The following is a 16,274-nucleotide window of genomic DNA, read 5'->3' as shown; positions in this document are numbered from 1 at the left end:
CCCGCTGGGCTGATGGGCGGTTGATCAGTCCGCGCGATGACGGGATCGCCGCGTGGATCAAGATCGGCTCTTGGTGTCTCGCCGCAGCCGGATTCTGGTTGTTCGGGTTGGCGGGCATTCCGACCAGTGCAACGGTGCCTGTGGCCGGGCTGGTGGTTGTGCTGTTGGTGGCTGTGTCGGGTGGTGCTCTGCGGGTGGTGAACGTTCGGGCTCTCTCGGTGGCTGAGCGTGGGTCGTGGGCCGTTGCCCCAGTCGAGTACGTGTTGCTCGACACTGCTGGTTCGGCGACTTGGTGGCGGGCGGCACGTTGGCCCGATGGCCGTTATGTGGCCGCCGGTGGCGTCGTCGCCTTCATGGCCGGGTTTGCCGCGACGGTGTTGTTGTCCTTGGCACTGTGGGTGCTCGGGCGGATGAGCGCGCCGGATCTCGGCGTTTCGTCATGGTGGGGATCGTTGGGCTCCGCGCTGCTCTTGCCGATGATGCCTGTGGGCCTCGTCTCGAGCCGGCGGCTCACGGCGCTCGCCTTGGAGGACGCAGCAGACGGCCGGGCCAGCACTTAGCACTGGGCGTGATTGAACGCCCGCGACAATGGGGCTGCTATGGCGGAAACGGCCAGGTTCGAGCAGGTCACGTTGGCGGCGATCGCAGTGCTGCATCTCGGCGTCGGGTTGACGCATACCTACGGTCACGCGGCCGCAGACGTGCCCATCCCGGCCGTCCAGCAGGCATACATCGCGATCGTCGTGACGCTCATGCCGCTCGCCGCGGTGTGGCTGGCGTTCCGGCGCAACGTTCGGCTGGGTGCTGCACTGTTCGCCGCGTCGATGTATGCCTCGTTCGTGTTCGGCTACCTGCTGCACTTCGTGATCGACACGCCTGACCTGCACTCCAACGTCGTCGGCGACAGCGCAGGTGTGTTCTTCCACACGGCACTGAGCCTGGCGCTCATCGAGTTCGTCGGCTTCGCAATCGGGCTGGTTGCTGCAGTCCGGCGGATTCGTTGAGAGCTGTGTGGACGGTGTCTCGGGCCGCGTGGGCTGCGGGTCAGTCGGGGATCCAGGGTTCGGTCTGGAGGCCGAGCCCGTCGGCGATGCGGTTGGCGATGGCGTAGTCACCGACGACTTCGACGACGTCCTAACTGCGGGCGAAGCTGACGAGTTCGTCGATCCTGCCAGCATCGGCAGAGTGCAACGCTGCGAGGTAGCGCTGACGCAATTCATCGGTGGTGACGTCCAGGTTGCTGCCCCAGCTGAATGCGTGGCGGCCCAGGTTCACGATGAGCAGGTCGGCGCTGATACGGCTGTGTCTGCCATTGCCATTGACGAAGGGGTGAATGAAGACGAGGCGATGGTGGAAGCGGACGGCGAGTTCGTCCGGTTCGTACGTCTCGTGCTCTACCCATGCGGCGGCGTCATCGGTGACGTCCCGGACAGCTGCCGAGATGTGCAGCAATTCGATGCCGATGTTGGTATCGGAGGTTCGATACCGGCCAGCCCAGTCCCAGACGTCTCCGAACATGGCCTTGTGGAGGCCGCGCAGGTACTTGTCGTCGAGCAGCCTCGGCAGCCGGGGCTTCGGACGCAGCAGGGCCTTTGCGATGTTGCGCTGTTCGGCGTCGGAGAGTTCTTGCCGCGTCGCGATGTCCGGCTGGAGCAGGCCGGCTCGATCTTCATCAGACAGCAGCGTGTGCCCGTCCCCGAGCGGGGCGGCGAGGTTGCTCATCGTGAGTTGCCTTACTCGGCGCGCCAGAGGTCACGCCGCTGTTGGAATTCAGCGGCGAGGTCAGCGATCTGGGCTTCGAGATCGTCGAGAGTGACCTCTTGGTCCTCGAGCCGCGAGTGAGCCATGACTTTTCGCAAGTGCCTGATCGCGCTGAGCCGGGCTTGAACGTCGACCATTCCGTCGAGGCTTGAGCGGGGCACCAGTGCATAGACGAGGTCGCATTGCATGGCGTCGGCGACTCTGGTGAGGGTGTCGAGCTTGAGTGTCCGTTCCCGCTCACCTCGCTCGATGGCGGGGATGCGCGATGGGTGCACGCCCATGCGGCGAGCCAGGTCCCCGCTGGTCATCCCCAGTGCGTCGCGCAGCGTTCGGATCCATCCCTGGGGAGGAGGGGCAAGATCAGCGAGGTCGCCGTGCCGATCGAAGCGTTGGTCGAGTCGGCGTCGTGATTGGGCTCGTTTGTCTCGCAACATTCTTGACCCTGCCGTCGATGCGGATATCTATAAGTACTCAAGCTACTTATTTTCCAATATGTATATATACTATAGAGATAACAATAAGAATATAAATAGCGCATTATACCGGACATCGCCACGACTGCGAAGAAGAACGCTAGATCGATCAGTCGGGGATCCAGTCCTCGGTTTGGAGGCCGAGCCCGTCGGCGATGCGGTTGGCGTACGCGTAGTAGCCGACGACTTCTGTGATGTCGAGGATGTCCCGGTCGCTGAAGCCGGCTTCCCGCAGGGCGTCGACGTCGGCGTCGCTGGTCGCGGCTGGGGTTTCGGTGAGCTTGACGGCGAAGTGGAGCATGGCGGTGCGCTTGGGCGACAGACCGGCGGTGGCCCAGTCGTGCTCGACGGCGGCGACCAGTTCGTCGTCTTTGATGAGGCGGCGCAGACCGCGCCGGTGGTGGACCACTCAGTAGTGGCAGTCGTTGGTGAGGCTGACGACCAGGGCGATGAGCTCGCGTTCGGCCTTGCGCAGCGTGGCGGTGCCGGCCATGGCCGATTCGTAGAGGCCTTGGTGTGCGGCCATGCTGCGGGGGTTGAGCGAGTGGATGGCGAGGATGTTGTCGACCCGACCGTAGGCGGGGTCCACGACCCGGGGGTACAGCTCGCCGAGGGGGCCGTCCCAGTCGTCGTCAGGAATGACCGTGATGCGTGCCATGCGCCAGCGTCTCACACCGGCAGGGCATCGGCCGTACCGGGCCACGCCTCGCTTGGAAACAATTCTTCGGCGCTTCGGGTCGTCGGTACATTGAGGCACAGTTCAGCGTCGGTGAGGCCCGTTCGCGGCCGAGGACTCGGAGCCAGATCAGATCGATGACCGCTTACGAGCCCCTCTCGGCACGCTTGAACGCCGCATTCGACGGCTGCTACGAGGCTCATCGCGCCTCGGCCCTGTCGGGCGTGCCGCAGTCGACGGTGTACCTCTGGGCTCGCAACGGCCTCGTGACGCCGTCAGTGTCACCCACTCGGGTGAAGCTCTGGTCCTACGCGGACTTGATGGCACTGCGCATCGTCTATTGGCTGCGACATCCGAAGTTCCAGATAGAGGGGAGTGTTCCCGCGAGCCCGATGCGGCGCGTGCGTGAAGCGCTGGCCGAGCTGGAGCAGCTCGGTATGGATATCTGGGACGACAGCGGTGGCCGGCTGACGTCGCCGTTGCGGGTCGATGCCTCCGGCAGGATCTGGGTGGACGTGGAGGGCATCCCTCATCAGGCGAGGCAAGCGGCGATGCTGGAGTCATTGGACCTCTTGAGTCCGTTCGATGTCGCCGACCGCCGAGGACCCGATCTCATCCGTCCCCGCCCAAGCCTGCGCATCGTTCCGGGTCGGGTGTCCGGTGAGCCACACCTCGCCGGGTCGCGCATCACGACCCTGTCCGCGGCCGCTCTCTACGAGAGCCTCGGCGACTACCAGGCGATCGCCGATCTCTACCCGGGTTTCGACGCGGCGGCGTTCAGGGATGCAGTCGAGTTCGAGTATTCATTGGCTGCGTGATGCAGCTCCCGCTGGATCACAACTTTCCTGAACCGGTCGATGCTGCAGCGCAGCGTGGTGCACTCGGTGCCGGATTGCGGTACCGTATGTCCATTCCTCCCCGCCGTCCCGGCTTTGCCGGGCCTGGCGGGGTTATTTTTTTGGCGCCGTGGCCAGCACAGCGATGAGCATGTCGGGCACGAGGGTCGTGGTCTTCTTGGACTACCAGAACGCTTGGCACACCACCCGAGCGCTGTTCGTGCCGGCAACGTCGCCGTCATGGCATGGCCACGTGCATCCGGATCGGCTGGGAGAGCTGTTGTGTCGCCGAGGCGACGCCGTGGACTCTCGCCGCTGGCTCGCAGAAGTGCGGGTGTACCGGGGCCAGCCGGGGCCGCGCAGCTCCGGGCGGTTGCGCTCAGCGTTCGGCCGTCAGACCGCCCGCTGAGCCGGCATCGACGGCGTGAGTGTGCACACCCGCCCGATGCGCTACTGGCCTGACGGCCGCACCAACGACGGCCGGCAGCGGTGGCGCGCCGAGGAGAAGGGCGTCGATGTGCTGCTGGCGCTGCACTTGGCGCTGGGCGCCCGTGACGACCTCTACGACGAGGCCGTCGTGGTGTCCGCCGACACTGATCTGTTGCCTGCCATCGAGGAGGCGGTGCGCCTCGGCAAGCGTGTTGAGACCGCTACTTGGTGGGCACCGCCCCAACCGCAGAGGGCGCTGCGCATCCCCGGCCGTTCGTTGTGGAACCACTATCTCGACGCGGACGACTTCGACGCCGTGCGCGACGACACCGACTACTTGGCGTTGCCCGGAGCGACGCCGGTGAGGACAGGTCCTAACCAGCGGTTCGCACAGTCGGCGCCTGTGGATTGCGCATAGCCTCAGCGTCGATGACGGGGCTGGAGTCGCTCAAGTGACGGACGGCACGATCCAACGGGCTGAGCCGTCGTATTGGCGAGCGGTGCGTCGGACCTTGGGGAAGTTCCCGGAGTTCCGCAGTCGTGCCGAGTGGTGGGCTTGGCACCTGGCGGCTACGGCGGTGCCGTGAATGATCGTGCCGTGGTCCAGGTACTGGACCTCTTTGAGTCTGCTCGGCGCACTCACCCTGGTGGGTGTTTATGGGGTGGTGGCGTCGTTGGCGGGTGGTTGGTGGCTGCATGAAGGACGCACCCGCTACCCGCTGAGTCCCGAAGCGGTAGAGCGCATCGAGGCACGCAAGGCCCGCAAGCAGGCGCAGGATGCGCGTCGGGCTGAGCAGTGGCGAGGCGCTGTCTGACCGGTCGACGTTATGTGTGCAGTTTGATCGGGAGTGGACTTCTGGAGTCATTCATTGGCGACAACGACTGACTATGTTCCCGAGTCATCGCTGGGGTGGCTGGACCTCGACAGCGCAGCGAGCGAGCGCGTCGGTGAACTGCTGCGGGCGCTTGACGAGCCGGGCACGCTTGATGTGCTGGGTCTGGGCACTGTGCGCGACGCGTTCTCGGGGATGCTCAACCCCGGAACGTCGACCATTCAGACCAGGCTCCGCTACTTGATATTCGTGCCGTGGGTCTTCGCCAGGCTCGAATCCCAGCGCGTGCCTGCAGCGGAGTTCTCGCGCAGGCTGCGTGACGACGAGGCCCGGCTGATCGAATGTCTCCGTCACCTCGGGCACAACCAAGGGGTCATCGGCTACACCGCCGGCCGGAACCTCAAGCGCATGCCGAGCGACGCCTACTGGGGCGGCCTGTGGACGTGGGGCCTGCGGAGGCTGGATCTCAGCATCTCCGAATACGGCCAGCGTGCCGCAGCCCTCGGGAAGCATCGGCCCAATCGTGACGACGACGGCAACGCGACGACGCGGGCCGTTTCGATGTGGGCGGAATTGCCACCTGCTCCGGACGATTTCTTGCACGCGAACATCACGTTCGATCTCGGCCCGGGGGAGGTGGAGGTGCTGGTGGATCACATTCGGCGGCGCCATGAAGGCACGATGCTGGCCTGGCTGTGCGCAACGCCGGAGACAGCAGCGACCGTCGGCTACCCCTGGGAATTGCCGACTCGCACCATGCCGGGCCGGCTTGTCGAAATCCTCCGCCACGCTCAGAACTTCTCAGAGCTGACCGCCGGACCTCAGTACGTTTACAACATGCTTCTGGCGCGTCAGGCCCGAGCAGAGTTGGGCTGGGACACGGACGAGTTAGAAACAAACGAACGTGCCCGCCTCGACGAGTGGACTGAGCAGGTGGAGGCGCGGCTCGACGAAATCCGCTCGTGGGTCGCCGATCTGCCCGCCTTCTGGGCCATGTTGAACGAGTACGGCGTCAGCCTCGGCGCCCAGGAATTCGTGAACGCCATGGTCGAGCGCATCGCGGACGACCCTGAGAGGTTCGCCGAGAACCCAGCGGTCCACCGCAGAATCCGTGACCGCGAGCTTCGCCTGAAGTCGAAGCGGGCTCGACTGGCACACCGCTCCGCGTTGGAGAATTGGAACGGCGCAGGCGTCGGCGGAAAGTTCGATTTCCGCTGGGGCATCACGCAGAGCTACATGAAAGACATCGCCGCGGCCTTGGCGGCACACGCCTGATGCGACAGCCCACCGACCCGCCTGCGTGCCACAGCGCGCCACCGGCAACGGGTGCCTGATGCTTCAGCCCACCAATCGGTTGACGCTCGTCGGCGCAATGCGACCGCCGGCGGGATTCCGCATCGAGTCGGCAATGGCTGTCACCTTCACGCTTGATCTTCGGGCTCTGCTGGCCGCGCCGGCGGCGTTCGCGCTCACCGGGCCGGACGGCGTTGTTGCCGACGGCGAGCAATTGGAGCCTGTCGAGCTGCTGCACGCCCTTCGCTCCCATGCCGGCAAGATCACCGTGTTCAACCAGGCCGGCTACACCGCCGTGCCGCCGTCCCGGCGGGTGTTCGCCTTCCTGGAAGGAGCAGTGGTTCCGGTCGGTGCACCACACGGCGGGATCGTGCATCCCAAGGTGTGGGTGCTGCGCTACGAGGCCTGCGGTGACGAGTCTGCCGGCCAGGCCCGCCAGCAGCGCCTGCGTGTGCTGGTGGCCAGCCGAAATCTCACGTTCGACGCAAGCTGGGACGCCGTGCTCCGGCTCGACGAGAGTCCTGGTCCGAGCGGCGCCCGGCTCGAGCCGATCGGGGAGCTGTTCGAAGGCCTGCTCGAAGTGGCGGTCGGCGATGTCGCCGAAGCCCACCGACAGCGGGTCCAATCACTCGCAGCAGCGCTGCAGACCGCCACATTCGCCCTGCCCGACGGCGTGGAGGACCTGCGGGTCCATGTGCTGGGCCTCGACGGCCGTCACTCACCACCGACGGGCTCGCCGCTGCCGGTCAACGCCGAGCGATCACTGGTCATCTCCCCGTTCGTGAGCGACGGCTTCTTCAACACCGTGCACCCGCACCCCATCACCGAACTCGTGAGCCTGGAGGCATGGCTTGATTCCCTGAAGCCGACCGCCCTTGCCAATGTCGGCACGACGTACACGTTCGACGACGGCAGCCCGATCGAGCTAGCCACAGCGGAAGATCAGTCATCGCCGCTGGATCCGGCCCGGCCGCTCGCGGGACTGCACGCCAAGGTCTTCGCGTTCGAAACCGGCGACCGGGCGCGCCTGTTCACGGGTTCAGCGAACGCGACCTACTCGGCCTTCCATTCCAGTGTGGAGATCCTCGTGGAGCTGACGGGGCCCACCGCGACGCTCGGCATCGATCGGCTCTGCGGCGGCAATCCCGATGAGCCCGGTCTGCGCGACTGGTTCATTCCCTACCGGCCATCCAATGACGAACCGGTCCCGCTGCCCGACACATCGACGCTAGACAGGGCGCGCGTCGCCATCGCACAGCTTCAGATCGAAGGGGATGTCGAGGCGAGCGGTGCGGACTGGGCCGTCACATACCGAACAAGCGCGCCGCTGCCGAACCTCGATGGCATGGCCGTGCACTGCTGGCCGCTCTCGTCGGCGGGCAATCGGCGCCCCGTGGCCGGCGGCAGCCCATTGGAGGAGCGCTTCGAGACGAGCCTCGAAGCGATGAGCGGCTTTCTCGCCTTCGAACTCGCTCCCGAGGACGGCCCTGTAGCCGAGTTCGTGGTGCCGGTCCCGCTGCGCGGCGTACCGGAGCATCGAGAACGGTTCCTGTTGCGTTCCCTGATCGGCAACGCGGAGCGCTTCTTTCGCTATCTGCTGGCACTGCTCGACGAGGACCCGGGCCAGTTCGATCTGCTGGACGCGGTGGAGAGAGCCAGCGCCGATGGCTCGGACGACGGTTCCAGCGTGGCCGCCCTGCCGGTGCTGGAGAAGCTGCTGCGGACCATGCGCCGAGACCCGGCGAAGCTGGCGGGGCTCCACCCGTTGGTGTCGGATCTTGCTGACGACGATGCGCTGCCGGCGGGCTTCGCCGAACTCTGGAACGCCATCTTCGACGTGGCGATCGCCGGGACGGCTCCAGGCGACACCGCAGAAGCACTCGAAGGAGCACCGGCCCGGTGACTCAAGGCCACGTCGATGTCGAAGCAGTCCTCGGGGACTTGAAGGACTTCCAGCGCCGGACCGCTCGTTGGACGTTTCAGCGGATGTTCGACGAGCACGATCCGGCCTACCGGTTCTTGGTTGCCGACGAGGTCGGCCTCGGCAAGACCCATGTCGCCAAGGGCGTCATCGCACAGGTCATCGAGCATCTCGGTCGCATCGGCGACACACGCCACGACATCGTGTACGTCTGCTCGAACGCAGCGATCGCCCGCCAGAACCTTCGCAAACTCGTCCCCAAAGCAATCGAACCGCTCGAAGACGTCGGTCGGCTCGCCATGCTCCCGCTCACTGCGCTGAATGAGGGCGACGGCACGCAGCCGGGCATCAATCTCATCGCGATCACGCCCGGGACGTCGCTGAAGTTCGGTCGCAGCACCGGCCAATTCAAAGAGCGCTGCCTGGCATACGCATTCCTGCGGGCGCACTGGGGCGCCGAGGTCATGACCGCCCCGGCTCGACGAATCTTCTGGGAGGGCGTCACTGCCGGTGATCCCGATGGGCGCCTGCGCTCATGGGAGCGTTGGTACCGGCCGAAGATCACTGCGTCGCTCAAGGCGTTCGCCGACGAGCTCGCCGAGGTCGACAAATCACGTCGTCGCCACGGCCAGCCGACGCTCCGCACGCTCTTCGACCGGCTGGTCGATGGCCTGAAATGGAAGCGGGCGTTTCCCGGCGAGTTGTGGGATGACCGCAGGGTGCTGATCGGCGAGGTTCGCCGCATCCTGGCGATTGTCGGCATTGCGGCGCTTGAGCCCGACCTCGTGGTGCTGGACGAGTTTCAGCGGTTCAAGGACCTGCTGCGACCCGATCCGGACAATTTCGCCGCCGAGCTGGCGCACCGGTTGTTCGACTACACCGACAGCGCCACCGGTCGCCTCACCCGGACGCTGCTGCTGTCGGCCACCCCGTATCGCATGTACACGACGGCCGACGAGATTGACAGCGACCACTACGCGGATTTTCTCGACACGTGCATGTTCCTGTTCCAGGACGAAGAGCGAGTCGACCGGCTGAGGCAGCACTTCGCCGGTCTTCGATCTGCGCTCACGTCTGCGGAGTCGCTCCCGAGCGCGGCGGCGATCTGCGCCGACATCGGCTCGGTCCTCCGCAAGGTGATGGCGCGGACCGAACGGCTGTCGGCCACACCGAACCGCGACGGAATGCTCGCCGAGCGTGAGGTTCACGTGACGGTGGCGCCCGATGACCTTCGGGCCTATCTGCGCATCGGCGACCTTGCGGAGACGGTCGAGCATCACGAGCCCACCGAGTACTGGAAGTCGGGGCCGTTTCTCGTCAACTTCATGGAGGGGTACAAACTGAAGGAAGCCGTCCGGCAGGCCGCAACCGAAGGCCGACTCGCCGACGAGGGGCGGCTCGATCCTGGGCCCGGCCTGTTGAGCTGGGAGGACGTCGAGGCCTACCAGCGCATCGATCCTCAGAACGGGCGGCTTCGCTGGCTGCTTGACGACTTGGAGCGCCACCGGGCGTTCGAGATGCTGTGGGTGCCGCCGTCCCTTCGCTACTACGACACCGGCTCGGTGTACGAATCGGCCAAGGCGGCCGGTTTCACCAAGCGGCTGATCTTCTCGGGCTGGAAGGTGGTGCCGAAGGTCGTCTCGTCGCTGGTCAGCCTGGAGGCCGAGCGGCACGCCTTCGCAGGTCGCAACCACAACTACAGCGCCGAGTACGGCCGGCGGGGAGGTCAACGCCTCGACTTCCGTACCGGTGAGCGCACGGCGGGCGAGGTCCGGGCGGGAGAGGCACGACTTGCCAGGCGTGCTGCTGCGATGACGGCGTTCCTGCTCGTGTGGCCCAGTCCGAGCCTCGCCGAACTGGGCGATCCCCGTCGGCTGGCGAGAGGCGGTCGCCGCCATGTCTCGGCGTTGCTTGCCGAGGTGGAGGCGGAGATCGCAGACGCCATCGAGCCGCTGGTTAGGTCCGCGCCGTCGGACGGCGTCGTGGATCGACGCTGGTATTGGGCTGCGCCGCTGTTCCTCGACCAGCAGCGACATCCTTCGGCGGTAGAGCTGCTGCTGGCCTCCAACGGCGCCCAGCATTGGGAGGGTGACGAAGTTGGCGCGGGGTTCAGGGCACATCTCACCCAGGCCCGTGCGATGGTCAGCCACGGCCATGCCGCGCTCGGTCGCCCGCCTGATGATCTGCCAGAAGTGCTCGCCGAGGTCGCGGTCGGCGGTCCAGCGCAGTGCGCCTTGCGGGCGGTCAGCTCGGCTGTCGGCCTCCCGATCTCTGACGAGTCGACGATGTCGAACGCTGCGTGGATTGCCGAGGCATTCCGGCGTTTCTTCAACGCACCAGAGATCACCGGCGTCATCGTCCGCGGGAGGCCTGATGATGCCGATGGCGAGGCCGGTGTTGAGCGGTACTGGCGCGATGTCGTGCGGCACTCAATCGACGGCAACCTCCAGGCCGTGCTCGACGAGCACTTCCACGTGCTTCGCGACTGGCTCGGCCATCTGAACTTGAGCGACGACGAACAGCGCACCGCAGCAGCCGACGACATCGGTTACAAGGTCGCAGAAGCGCTGGATCTTCGGACTTCGCTGTTCCGAGTCGACATTCCCCGCCGAGCGGCGAACGGCCGAGAGTTCACCTTGGAGGAACACCGTCTGCGGACAAGGTTCGCTGTGGCCTTCGGCAACCAGACGCTCGACGAGGGCGGTGAGGCCCGGATCGAGGCGGTGTCACGAGCGTTCAATTCTCCGTTCTGGCCCTTCGTGCTCACCTCCACGTCGGTAGGGCAAGAGGGTCTCGACTTCCACCTGTGGTGTCACGCAGTCGTCCACTGGAACCTGCCAACCAACCCGGTCGACCTAGAGCAGCGCGAGGGACGCGTGCACCGCTACAAGGGCCACGCCGTGCGCCGAAATCTCGCCGCAACCCTCGGACCGAGCATGCTCACGAACGGCGCGCCGCCCGACGGCGACCTGTGGGACGGACTCTTCGATGCCGCGGTACACGAGAGCCAGGGCGCCGATGGAGCGATCGTGCCGTACTGGGTCTTCAACGAGGGCCCGGCGAAGATCCAACGCCACGTGCCCGTGTTGCCGTTCAGCCGCGACGCAGCAGCCGTGTCGCAACTGCGCAAGGCCCTCGCCGCGTACCGCCTCGCATTCGGCCAACCCCGTCAAGAAGAGCTGGTCGAGTTTCTCAGCGCCGACCGCTCCGACGAGGAACTGCTGAACCTCACTGCCCGCCTGAAGATCGATCTCTCTCCGCCTGCCGGCCAATGACCGCTGCCAACTAACTCTGGCGTTCGAGGCTTGGCAACCGCCGCGCTTCGCCTGACAGCGGTCCCCGTCAACCCGGCACCGAGCTTGTGGCTGGTGTTGCAGGATTGGTCGCTGAGCCTGGCCAACTGGAGCTGTGGTAGCAATGGGCTTCCGGCCACGGGATTCGGTACGCGAATGGCACACACAGCTTTGGACCGCGGCCTCGCGCGTGCCGATACGCCGGCCAAGAAAGACTGGCGCTGCCAGCAGCGACGTTGATGCCCAGATCGTCTTGGTGGGATGAGCACCGCGACCAACTCGGCGCATGGGTTTCGCCCTTGGAGGAGTTTGCCGCCGAGTCCGATGACGAAACTGCCTACCTGCGACGCGCCGGTCGCTACGTGCTGTGGTGCCTCGACAACAGCCTCGATCCAGCCCTGCGAGACGACGAACGTGTGGCCGAGTACCTGAGCATCGCTAGAACAATCGAGGGTGGACGGCCATTTGCCCCACGTACCGCGGATGAGGTCCGAACCTGCATCAGCAACTGGCACAGCTGGCTGCATCTATAGCTTCAATCCGAACGAGTATGTAGCACTTCGCTCCGAATACCAAGCCGCTTCGTCAAGCCTTGGCCAGGAACAAAACTATTCGAGCCTTCGCGGTTTTGTGGGATCGGGCTGCTGGGCTCGGTGTTGTCAGGCTGTGTGATGAGGATGCCGCGGGCTTCGAAGTTGGCGTAGTTGGTGAATCGGTGGGCTTTGCGGCGCAGGACCTGCGGCAGGTTGTCGGTCCGGTCGATTCGGCCGTTGGGGGGCCGTCGGGCTCGGTGCCAGTCGAGGATTTCCTCGTGCCAGGCGAGGAACGTGTCGACGATGTCGCTGAACTCGGGTATCTGGCCGGTGCGGTAGATGTCCGCGAACCGGTCGAGCGCTTCGAGGGCGCCTTTTCGGTCCTTGGCGAGGTAGAGGCCGTGCAGCTCGCCGAGCGCTGCCCATGCAGCCTTGAGCCTCGGGTGGGCGGCGAAGAGGCCGTCGAGGCGTGCTCGCTCGGTGGCGTCGAGCGTGTCGGGGCGGCGCATGAGCAAGAACCGTGCCCGGAACACTTCGGGGTCGGACGCCGGCTTGGAGCCCTCGGGGCGGCGCTGGACGTCGCGGCGCACCGCGGTCAGCCCCGCTGCGAACCATCTGATGACCCGGTACCGGTCCAGCACGTGGCGGGCGTGGCCGAGCCGCCGTTCGATTGCTGCCTTGTATGGCTTCGAGCCGTCGGACACCACGACCTTCACGCCCTTGCACCATCTGTGCCCCTGGGAGGCCAGGAACCCCGACAGCGCCTGGGCGTTGCGGTGGGGCACCATCGCGAGCACCTCGCCGGTGTCGCCGTTCACGAGCACCGTCACGTACCGGTGCCGACGGCGGATCGAGGTCCCCTCCACCAAAAGCAGCCGGCATCTTCGCCGCCGCCGCTGCCACACCAGCGTCACCGGCCGACCCGACACCTCCAGATCGCGCACCTTGTTGTCGCGGCGGCCATGCACCCGCCCGCTCGGCGTCGCGCAGCGCGGGCACTTCGGACGCAGCACTGTCGAGACGACCCGCACCGCCAGCCGCTCGGCCAAGTCGACCAACACCCCCAGCACCCGCACCTGCGCCAGCCACAGCCGCACCGACACAACATCTCTCGCCATCGAGGCCCTCCAGGGTTCGGCGTCCACAAACACCGATCCCAGCAGGGCCTCGACCCCTACCCAAGGACCCTCAACCCACCGTCATCCCAAAAAATCGCGAAGAGCCTTTTTGTGGCATTCGCAATTGAGGGGGCCTGTCAGGAATTTTGTGTAACCGGCCGTGATGGTTTTCATCAGATGTGGTCGGCGATCCGGTCGCCGTAGTGGACGGTCAGTGTGTTCAGGATGGTTTTCCAGCCGTTGGTCTTTCCGGTCAGGTTGGTTCGGTTCTTGCGTCTGGCGGTGGCGACAAGGTAGAGGACTTTCATTGCTGCTTGTTCGTTGGGGAAGTGCCCTCGATGGCGCACTGCCCGTCGGAAGCGGGCGTTGAGGCTCTCGACGGCGTTGGTCGTGTACACGACCCGGCGCAGCTCGGGCGGGAACTCCAGGAACGGGACGAATTCGTCCCAGGCCTGCCGCCATGAGCCGATCATGGCGGGGTAGGTGCCTTCCCAGTCGTCGGCGAAGGCCTCGAAGCGTGCCTCGGCGGCCTCGACGGTGGAAGACGTGTAGATCTCCCGCATGGCCTTGGTGATGGGCCCCCAGTGCTTGGTGGATGCATACCGCAGGCTGTTGCGGACCATGTGCACCACGCAGGTCTGCACCGTGGCGTCGGGCCAGGTCGCCCGGATCGAGGAGGGCAGTCCTTTGAGTCCGTCGCAGCACACGATCAGCGCGTCGGCCAGGCCCCGGTTGCGCAGCTCGGTGAGCATCGTGGCCCATTGCTTGGCGCCCTCGCCGCCGGTCGGGCCCAGCCACAGCCCCAGCACGTCGCGTTCGCCTTGAAGATCCACGCCGATGGCGACATAGACGGGCCGGTTGGCGACCTGGGCGTCGCGGACCTTGACCACGATCGCGTCGATCAACAGCACCGCATACACGGCGTCGAGGGGCCGGTTCTGCCACACCGCCATGTCGGCCACGATCTCGTCGGTGATCTTCGAGATCGTCTCCCGGCTCACCGAGGTGTCATAGATCTCGGCGAGATGCGCCTGGATCTCCCCGGTCGTGAGCCCCTTCGCATAGAGGCTGATCACATTCCCCGACAGGCCGTCGAGACGACGCTGGTGCTTGGGCACCGTCACCGGCTCGAAGGACCCCGCACGGTCCCGAGGCACCGCCAGATCAACCTCGCCGATCTCGGTTGTGACCCGCTTGGGCGTCGACCCATTACGAGAGTTCGGGGTCCCGCGGCCTTCCGGGGCGTGACGCTCATAGCCCAAATGCTCGGTCATCTCGACCTCGAGACCGGTCTGGAGCACCTGGCGCACCAACCCGGTCAACAAGCCGCCGTCGCCGGTCAGCTCCACGCCCTCCGCGCGTGCCTGGGCCACCAGATACTCGGCCCAGTCCTTCATCGCTGCATCGTCGGCAGCTTCGCTCGCCGGCACAGCCAGCACGTCATGATCAGTCACAGACATGATCCTTCCCAGCCCACAGCCCTCAGCTGCGGACCCTCAGATCACGCCCGATACACAAAATTCCTGACAGGCCCCAATTGAGGACGAGCGACAGCGCGACCTACTAACCCTGATTATTCACGAGAATTCTGCTGATCGTATTTTGGGTGTGCTTTGCGCCCGGTTTGGTGGTGTGGGGCTGTTGGGGTGCCGGCGGGAGCGTCGCAGAAGAGCCGGTGGCCCCGGTCTTGGTGCTCGGGCGGCGCTGTGTGGGTGTTTGGGTGTGGCGGGGCTGTCCCGCCGGTGGCGGGTGCTGCGGGGAGTCGGGTCCGCTGGTGGGGGGTCAGCGGGGGTGGGCGATGGCGAGCAGCGCTTTGGCGCCGGGGTGGTGTTGGGGCAGCCGCAGAAGGACGCGCCGCGCGCTGTTGCACACGAGCGCTGGGAGGTGCCACAGCTGCCAGCGGAGCCGTTTGGGCGCGGCGCGGCGCAGCGTGCCGGTGAGGCAGGCGTTCTGGAACCAGCCCACGAGCGCGAGGCCGATCATGCACATGGCGGCCCAGGCGCTGTTCGCGTCCCACGCGGTGAACGGCATGCGCTCGAGGCCGCTGTCTTTGAGGCGGCACACGGCGTTCTCGACGTCGGCGTGCGAGCGCATCAGCTTGTCCAGCTGCGCGGCGCTGCGGGGCTGGTCCGTGAGGAATCCCCAGTAGCGGAAGCTGTCGCTTTCGAACAGGGTGCGCTGCGCGCCGGGGTGGCGCGGCTCGCGGCGCACCACCAGCCGGGTGCGCTCAGGCCAGCCCGACAGGTCCGCGAGGTCGGTGAGGTCCGCGACCTGAGCGTTGCGCCGCTTGCGCCGGCCGGGCCGCTTTTGGGCTGTGTGCCAGCGGCCCGGGTCGCCCAGGCCGCCGCGGATCGCTGCTTCGATGCCGCGATTGGACCGCGCCGACACCGCGAATCCGATGTTTCGGTCCCGCAGCCCCCCAGCGAGTTTCGGCGAGCAGCCCGCCGCGTCGATGCGCACCACCAAAGGGCGCTCCACGAGGCCGGGGTCGTCGCCGTCGCGGTGACCCGCGGCGTCGGGCTCGGGCAGCGTCGACACAGCGGCGTCGATCACTTCGAGATGATCCGAAATGTCGTTCGCGGCGGCGTTGCCGGGCCGCTGCTTTATCCACAGCGGCTCCCCCTCGGAGGTGGAGCAGACCATCGGATGGAACCCGAACCCGCCCTTGTAATGCGGCGCGGCACCCGCCTTGTTCTCCGAGTGCACCTCCACCAGCGTCGAGTCGACATCGACCACCAAAGGGCCGCTGCGGTCACGGTCGGCCCACAGCCGCTCGCGAACCGCTGCGGCCGCGCCCAACAGCGCCCCGGCGCCGCCCGCGCCCAGTCCCGTGATCGTGCGGTACAGCGTCGAGTCCGACGCGACGTCGCCGAACAGCTCGCGCTGAGCGCGCAGATACTCAATATCGGTGCACGCCTCCCCGCCCCCGGCCAGCATCAACAACGCATGGACCAGCACCGCGCCCCGGTCATGGACCGGAGCGCGCTCGCCTCGTCGGGGAACCGCGGCCGACAGCGCCTCGGTCAGCCCGACACGGTCCGCGAAACCGCCCAAAGCGAACAGTGAATCACACCGGGTTTGGTGGAGGCTCTGGGGGTCCATGGGTTT

Annotated in this window: 16 protein-coding genes; 10 read left to right on the top strand and 6 right to left on the bottom strand. The window is 66.3% G+C overall.

What is annotated here, in order from left to right:
* The first annotated feature begins 20 nt into the window (after nucleotides 1–20).
* A complete protein-coding gene (locus ACOQPH_RS13605) occupies nucleotides 21–560 on the top strand; it encodes a hypothetical protein (protein WP_420621915.1) in 540 nt (179 codons plus the stop codon).
* 39 nt (nucleotides 561–599) lie between these two features.
* The gene (locus tag ACOQPH_RS13600; RefSeq protein ID WP_420621914.1) at nucleotides 600–1,004 is read left to right on the top strand and encodes a hypothetical protein; all 405 of its coding nucleotides are present in this window, start codon (nucleotides 600–602) and stop codon (nucleotides 1,002–1,004) included.
* 130 nt (nucleotides 1,005–1,134) lie between these two features.
* On the opposite strand, the gene ACOQPH_RS13595 is transcribed toward ACOQPH_RS13600, so the two are convergent.
* From ACOQPH_RS13595 to ACOQPH_RS13585, 3 genes are all read right to left on the bottom strand, one after another.
* Entirely contained in the window at nucleotides 1,135–1,722 is a 588-nt protein-coding gene (locus ACOQPH_RS13595; protein WP_420621913.1) for a mobile mystery protein B, read from the bottom strand.
* A gap of 11 nt (nucleotides 1,723–1,733) precedes the next feature.
* Entirely contained in the window at nucleotides 1,734–2,195 is a 462-nt protein-coding gene (locus tag ACOQPH_RS13590) for a mobile mystery protein A (protein ID WP_420621912.1), read from the bottom strand.
* 148 nt (nucleotides 2,196–2,343) lie between these two features.
* Nucleotides 2,344–2,892 (bottom strand): peroxidase-related enzyme, encoded by a 549-nt coding sequence (locus ACOQPH_RS13585; protein WP_420621911.1) that lies wholly within the window; start codon nucleotides 2,890–2,892, stop codon nucleotides 2,344–2,346.
* Nucleotides 2,893–3,047: 155 nt separating this feature from the next.
* On the opposite strand from ACOQPH_RS13585, the gene ACOQPH_RS13580 reads away from it, so the two are divergent.
* From ACOQPH_RS13580 to ACOQPH_RS13545, 8 genes are all read left to right on the top strand, one after another.
* Entirely contained in the window at nucleotides 3,048–3,728 is a 681-nt protein-coding gene (locus ACOQPH_RS13580; protein WP_420621910.1) for a hypothetical protein, read from the top strand.
* A 148-nt stretch (nucleotides 3,729–3,876) separates the two neighbouring features.
* Nucleotides 3,877–4,155 (top strand): hypothetical protein, encoded by a 279-nt coding sequence (locus ACOQPH_RS13575; protein ID WP_420621909.1) that lies wholly within the window; start codon nucleotides 3,877–3,879, stop codon nucleotides 4,153–4,155.
* A gap of 15 nt (nucleotides 4,156–4,170) precedes the next feature.
* Nucleotides 4,171–4,593, top strand: coding sequence for an NYN domain-containing protein (locus ACOQPH_RS13570; RefSeq protein WP_420621908.1), 423 nt, complete (start codon nucleotides 4,171–4,173; stop codon nucleotides 4,591–4,593).
* A 175-nt stretch (nucleotides 4,594–4,768) separates the two neighbouring features.
* Nucleotides 4,769–4,990, top strand: coding sequence for a hypothetical protein (locus ACOQPH_RS13565; protein WP_420621907.1), 222 nt, complete (start codon nucleotides 4,769–4,771; stop codon nucleotides 4,988–4,990).
* Between the two features lie 54 nt (nucleotides 4,991–5,044).
* Nucleotides 5,045–6,283 (top strand): DUF6361 family protein, encoded by a 1,239-nt coding sequence (locus ACOQPH_RS13560; protein WP_420621906.1) that lies wholly within the window; start codon nucleotides 5,045–5,047, stop codon nucleotides 6,281–6,283.
* 58 nt (nucleotides 6,284–6,341) lie between these two features.
* A complete protein-coding gene (locus ACOQPH_RS13555) occupies nucleotides 6,342–8,204 on the top strand; it encodes a phospholipase D family protein (RefSeq protein ID WP_420621905.1) in 1,863 nt (620 codons plus the stop codon).
* Nucleotides 8,201–11,497 (top strand): helicase-related protein, encoded by a 3,297-nt coding sequence (locus ACOQPH_RS13550; protein WP_420621904.1) that lies wholly within the window; start codon nucleotides 8,201–8,203, stop codon nucleotides 11,495–11,497. The genes ACOQPH_RS13555 and ACOQPH_RS13550 overlap by 4 nt, the downstream gene beginning before the upstream one ends.
* Before the next feature lie 257 nt (nucleotides 11,498–11,754).
* On the top strand, nucleotides 11,755–12,048 hold the full coding sequence (locus ACOQPH_RS13545; protein ID WP_420621903.1) for a hypothetical protein: 294 nt from the start codon (nucleotides 11,755–11,757) through the stop codon (nucleotides 12,046–12,048).
* A 2-nt stretch (nucleotides 12,049–12,050) separates the two neighbouring features.
* On the opposite strand, the gene ACOQPH_RS13540 is transcribed toward ACOQPH_RS13545, so the two are convergent.
* The 3 genes from ACOQPH_RS13540 to ACOQPH_RS13530 form a co-directional block, all read right to left on the bottom strand.
* Nucleotides 12,051–13,166 carry a transposase gene (locus ACOQPH_RS13540; protein ID WP_420621902.1) on the bottom strand — a complete coding sequence of 372 codons (1,116 nt, stop codon included), beginning with the start codon at nucleotides 13,164–13,166 and terminating at the stop codon, nucleotides 12,051–12,053.
* Between the two features lie 173 nt (nucleotides 13,167–13,339).
* On the bottom strand, nucleotides 13,340–14,626 hold the full coding sequence (locus ACOQPH_RS13535; RefSeq protein WP_420621901.1) for an IS256 family transposase: 1,287 nt from the start codon (nucleotides 14,624–14,626) through the stop codon (nucleotides 13,340–13,342).
* 322 nt (nucleotides 14,627–14,948) lie between these two features.
* A complete protein-coding gene (locus ACOQPH_RS13530) occupies nucleotides 14,949–16,268 on the bottom strand; it encodes an IS1380 family transposase (protein ID WP_420621900.1) in 1,320 nt (439 codons plus the stop codon).
* Nucleotides 16,269–16,274 lie beyond the last annotated feature (6 nt).

Origin of the sequence: Candidatus Poriferisodalis sp., assembly GCF_965221945.1 — a bacterium.
Taxonomy (GTDB): Bacteria; Actinomycetota; Acidimicrobiia; order Acidimicrobiales; family Poriferisodalaceae; genus Poriferisodalis.
Note: the sequence above shows the minus strand (reverse complement) of the source record. Positions and strands in the feature narration are given on the sequence as shown.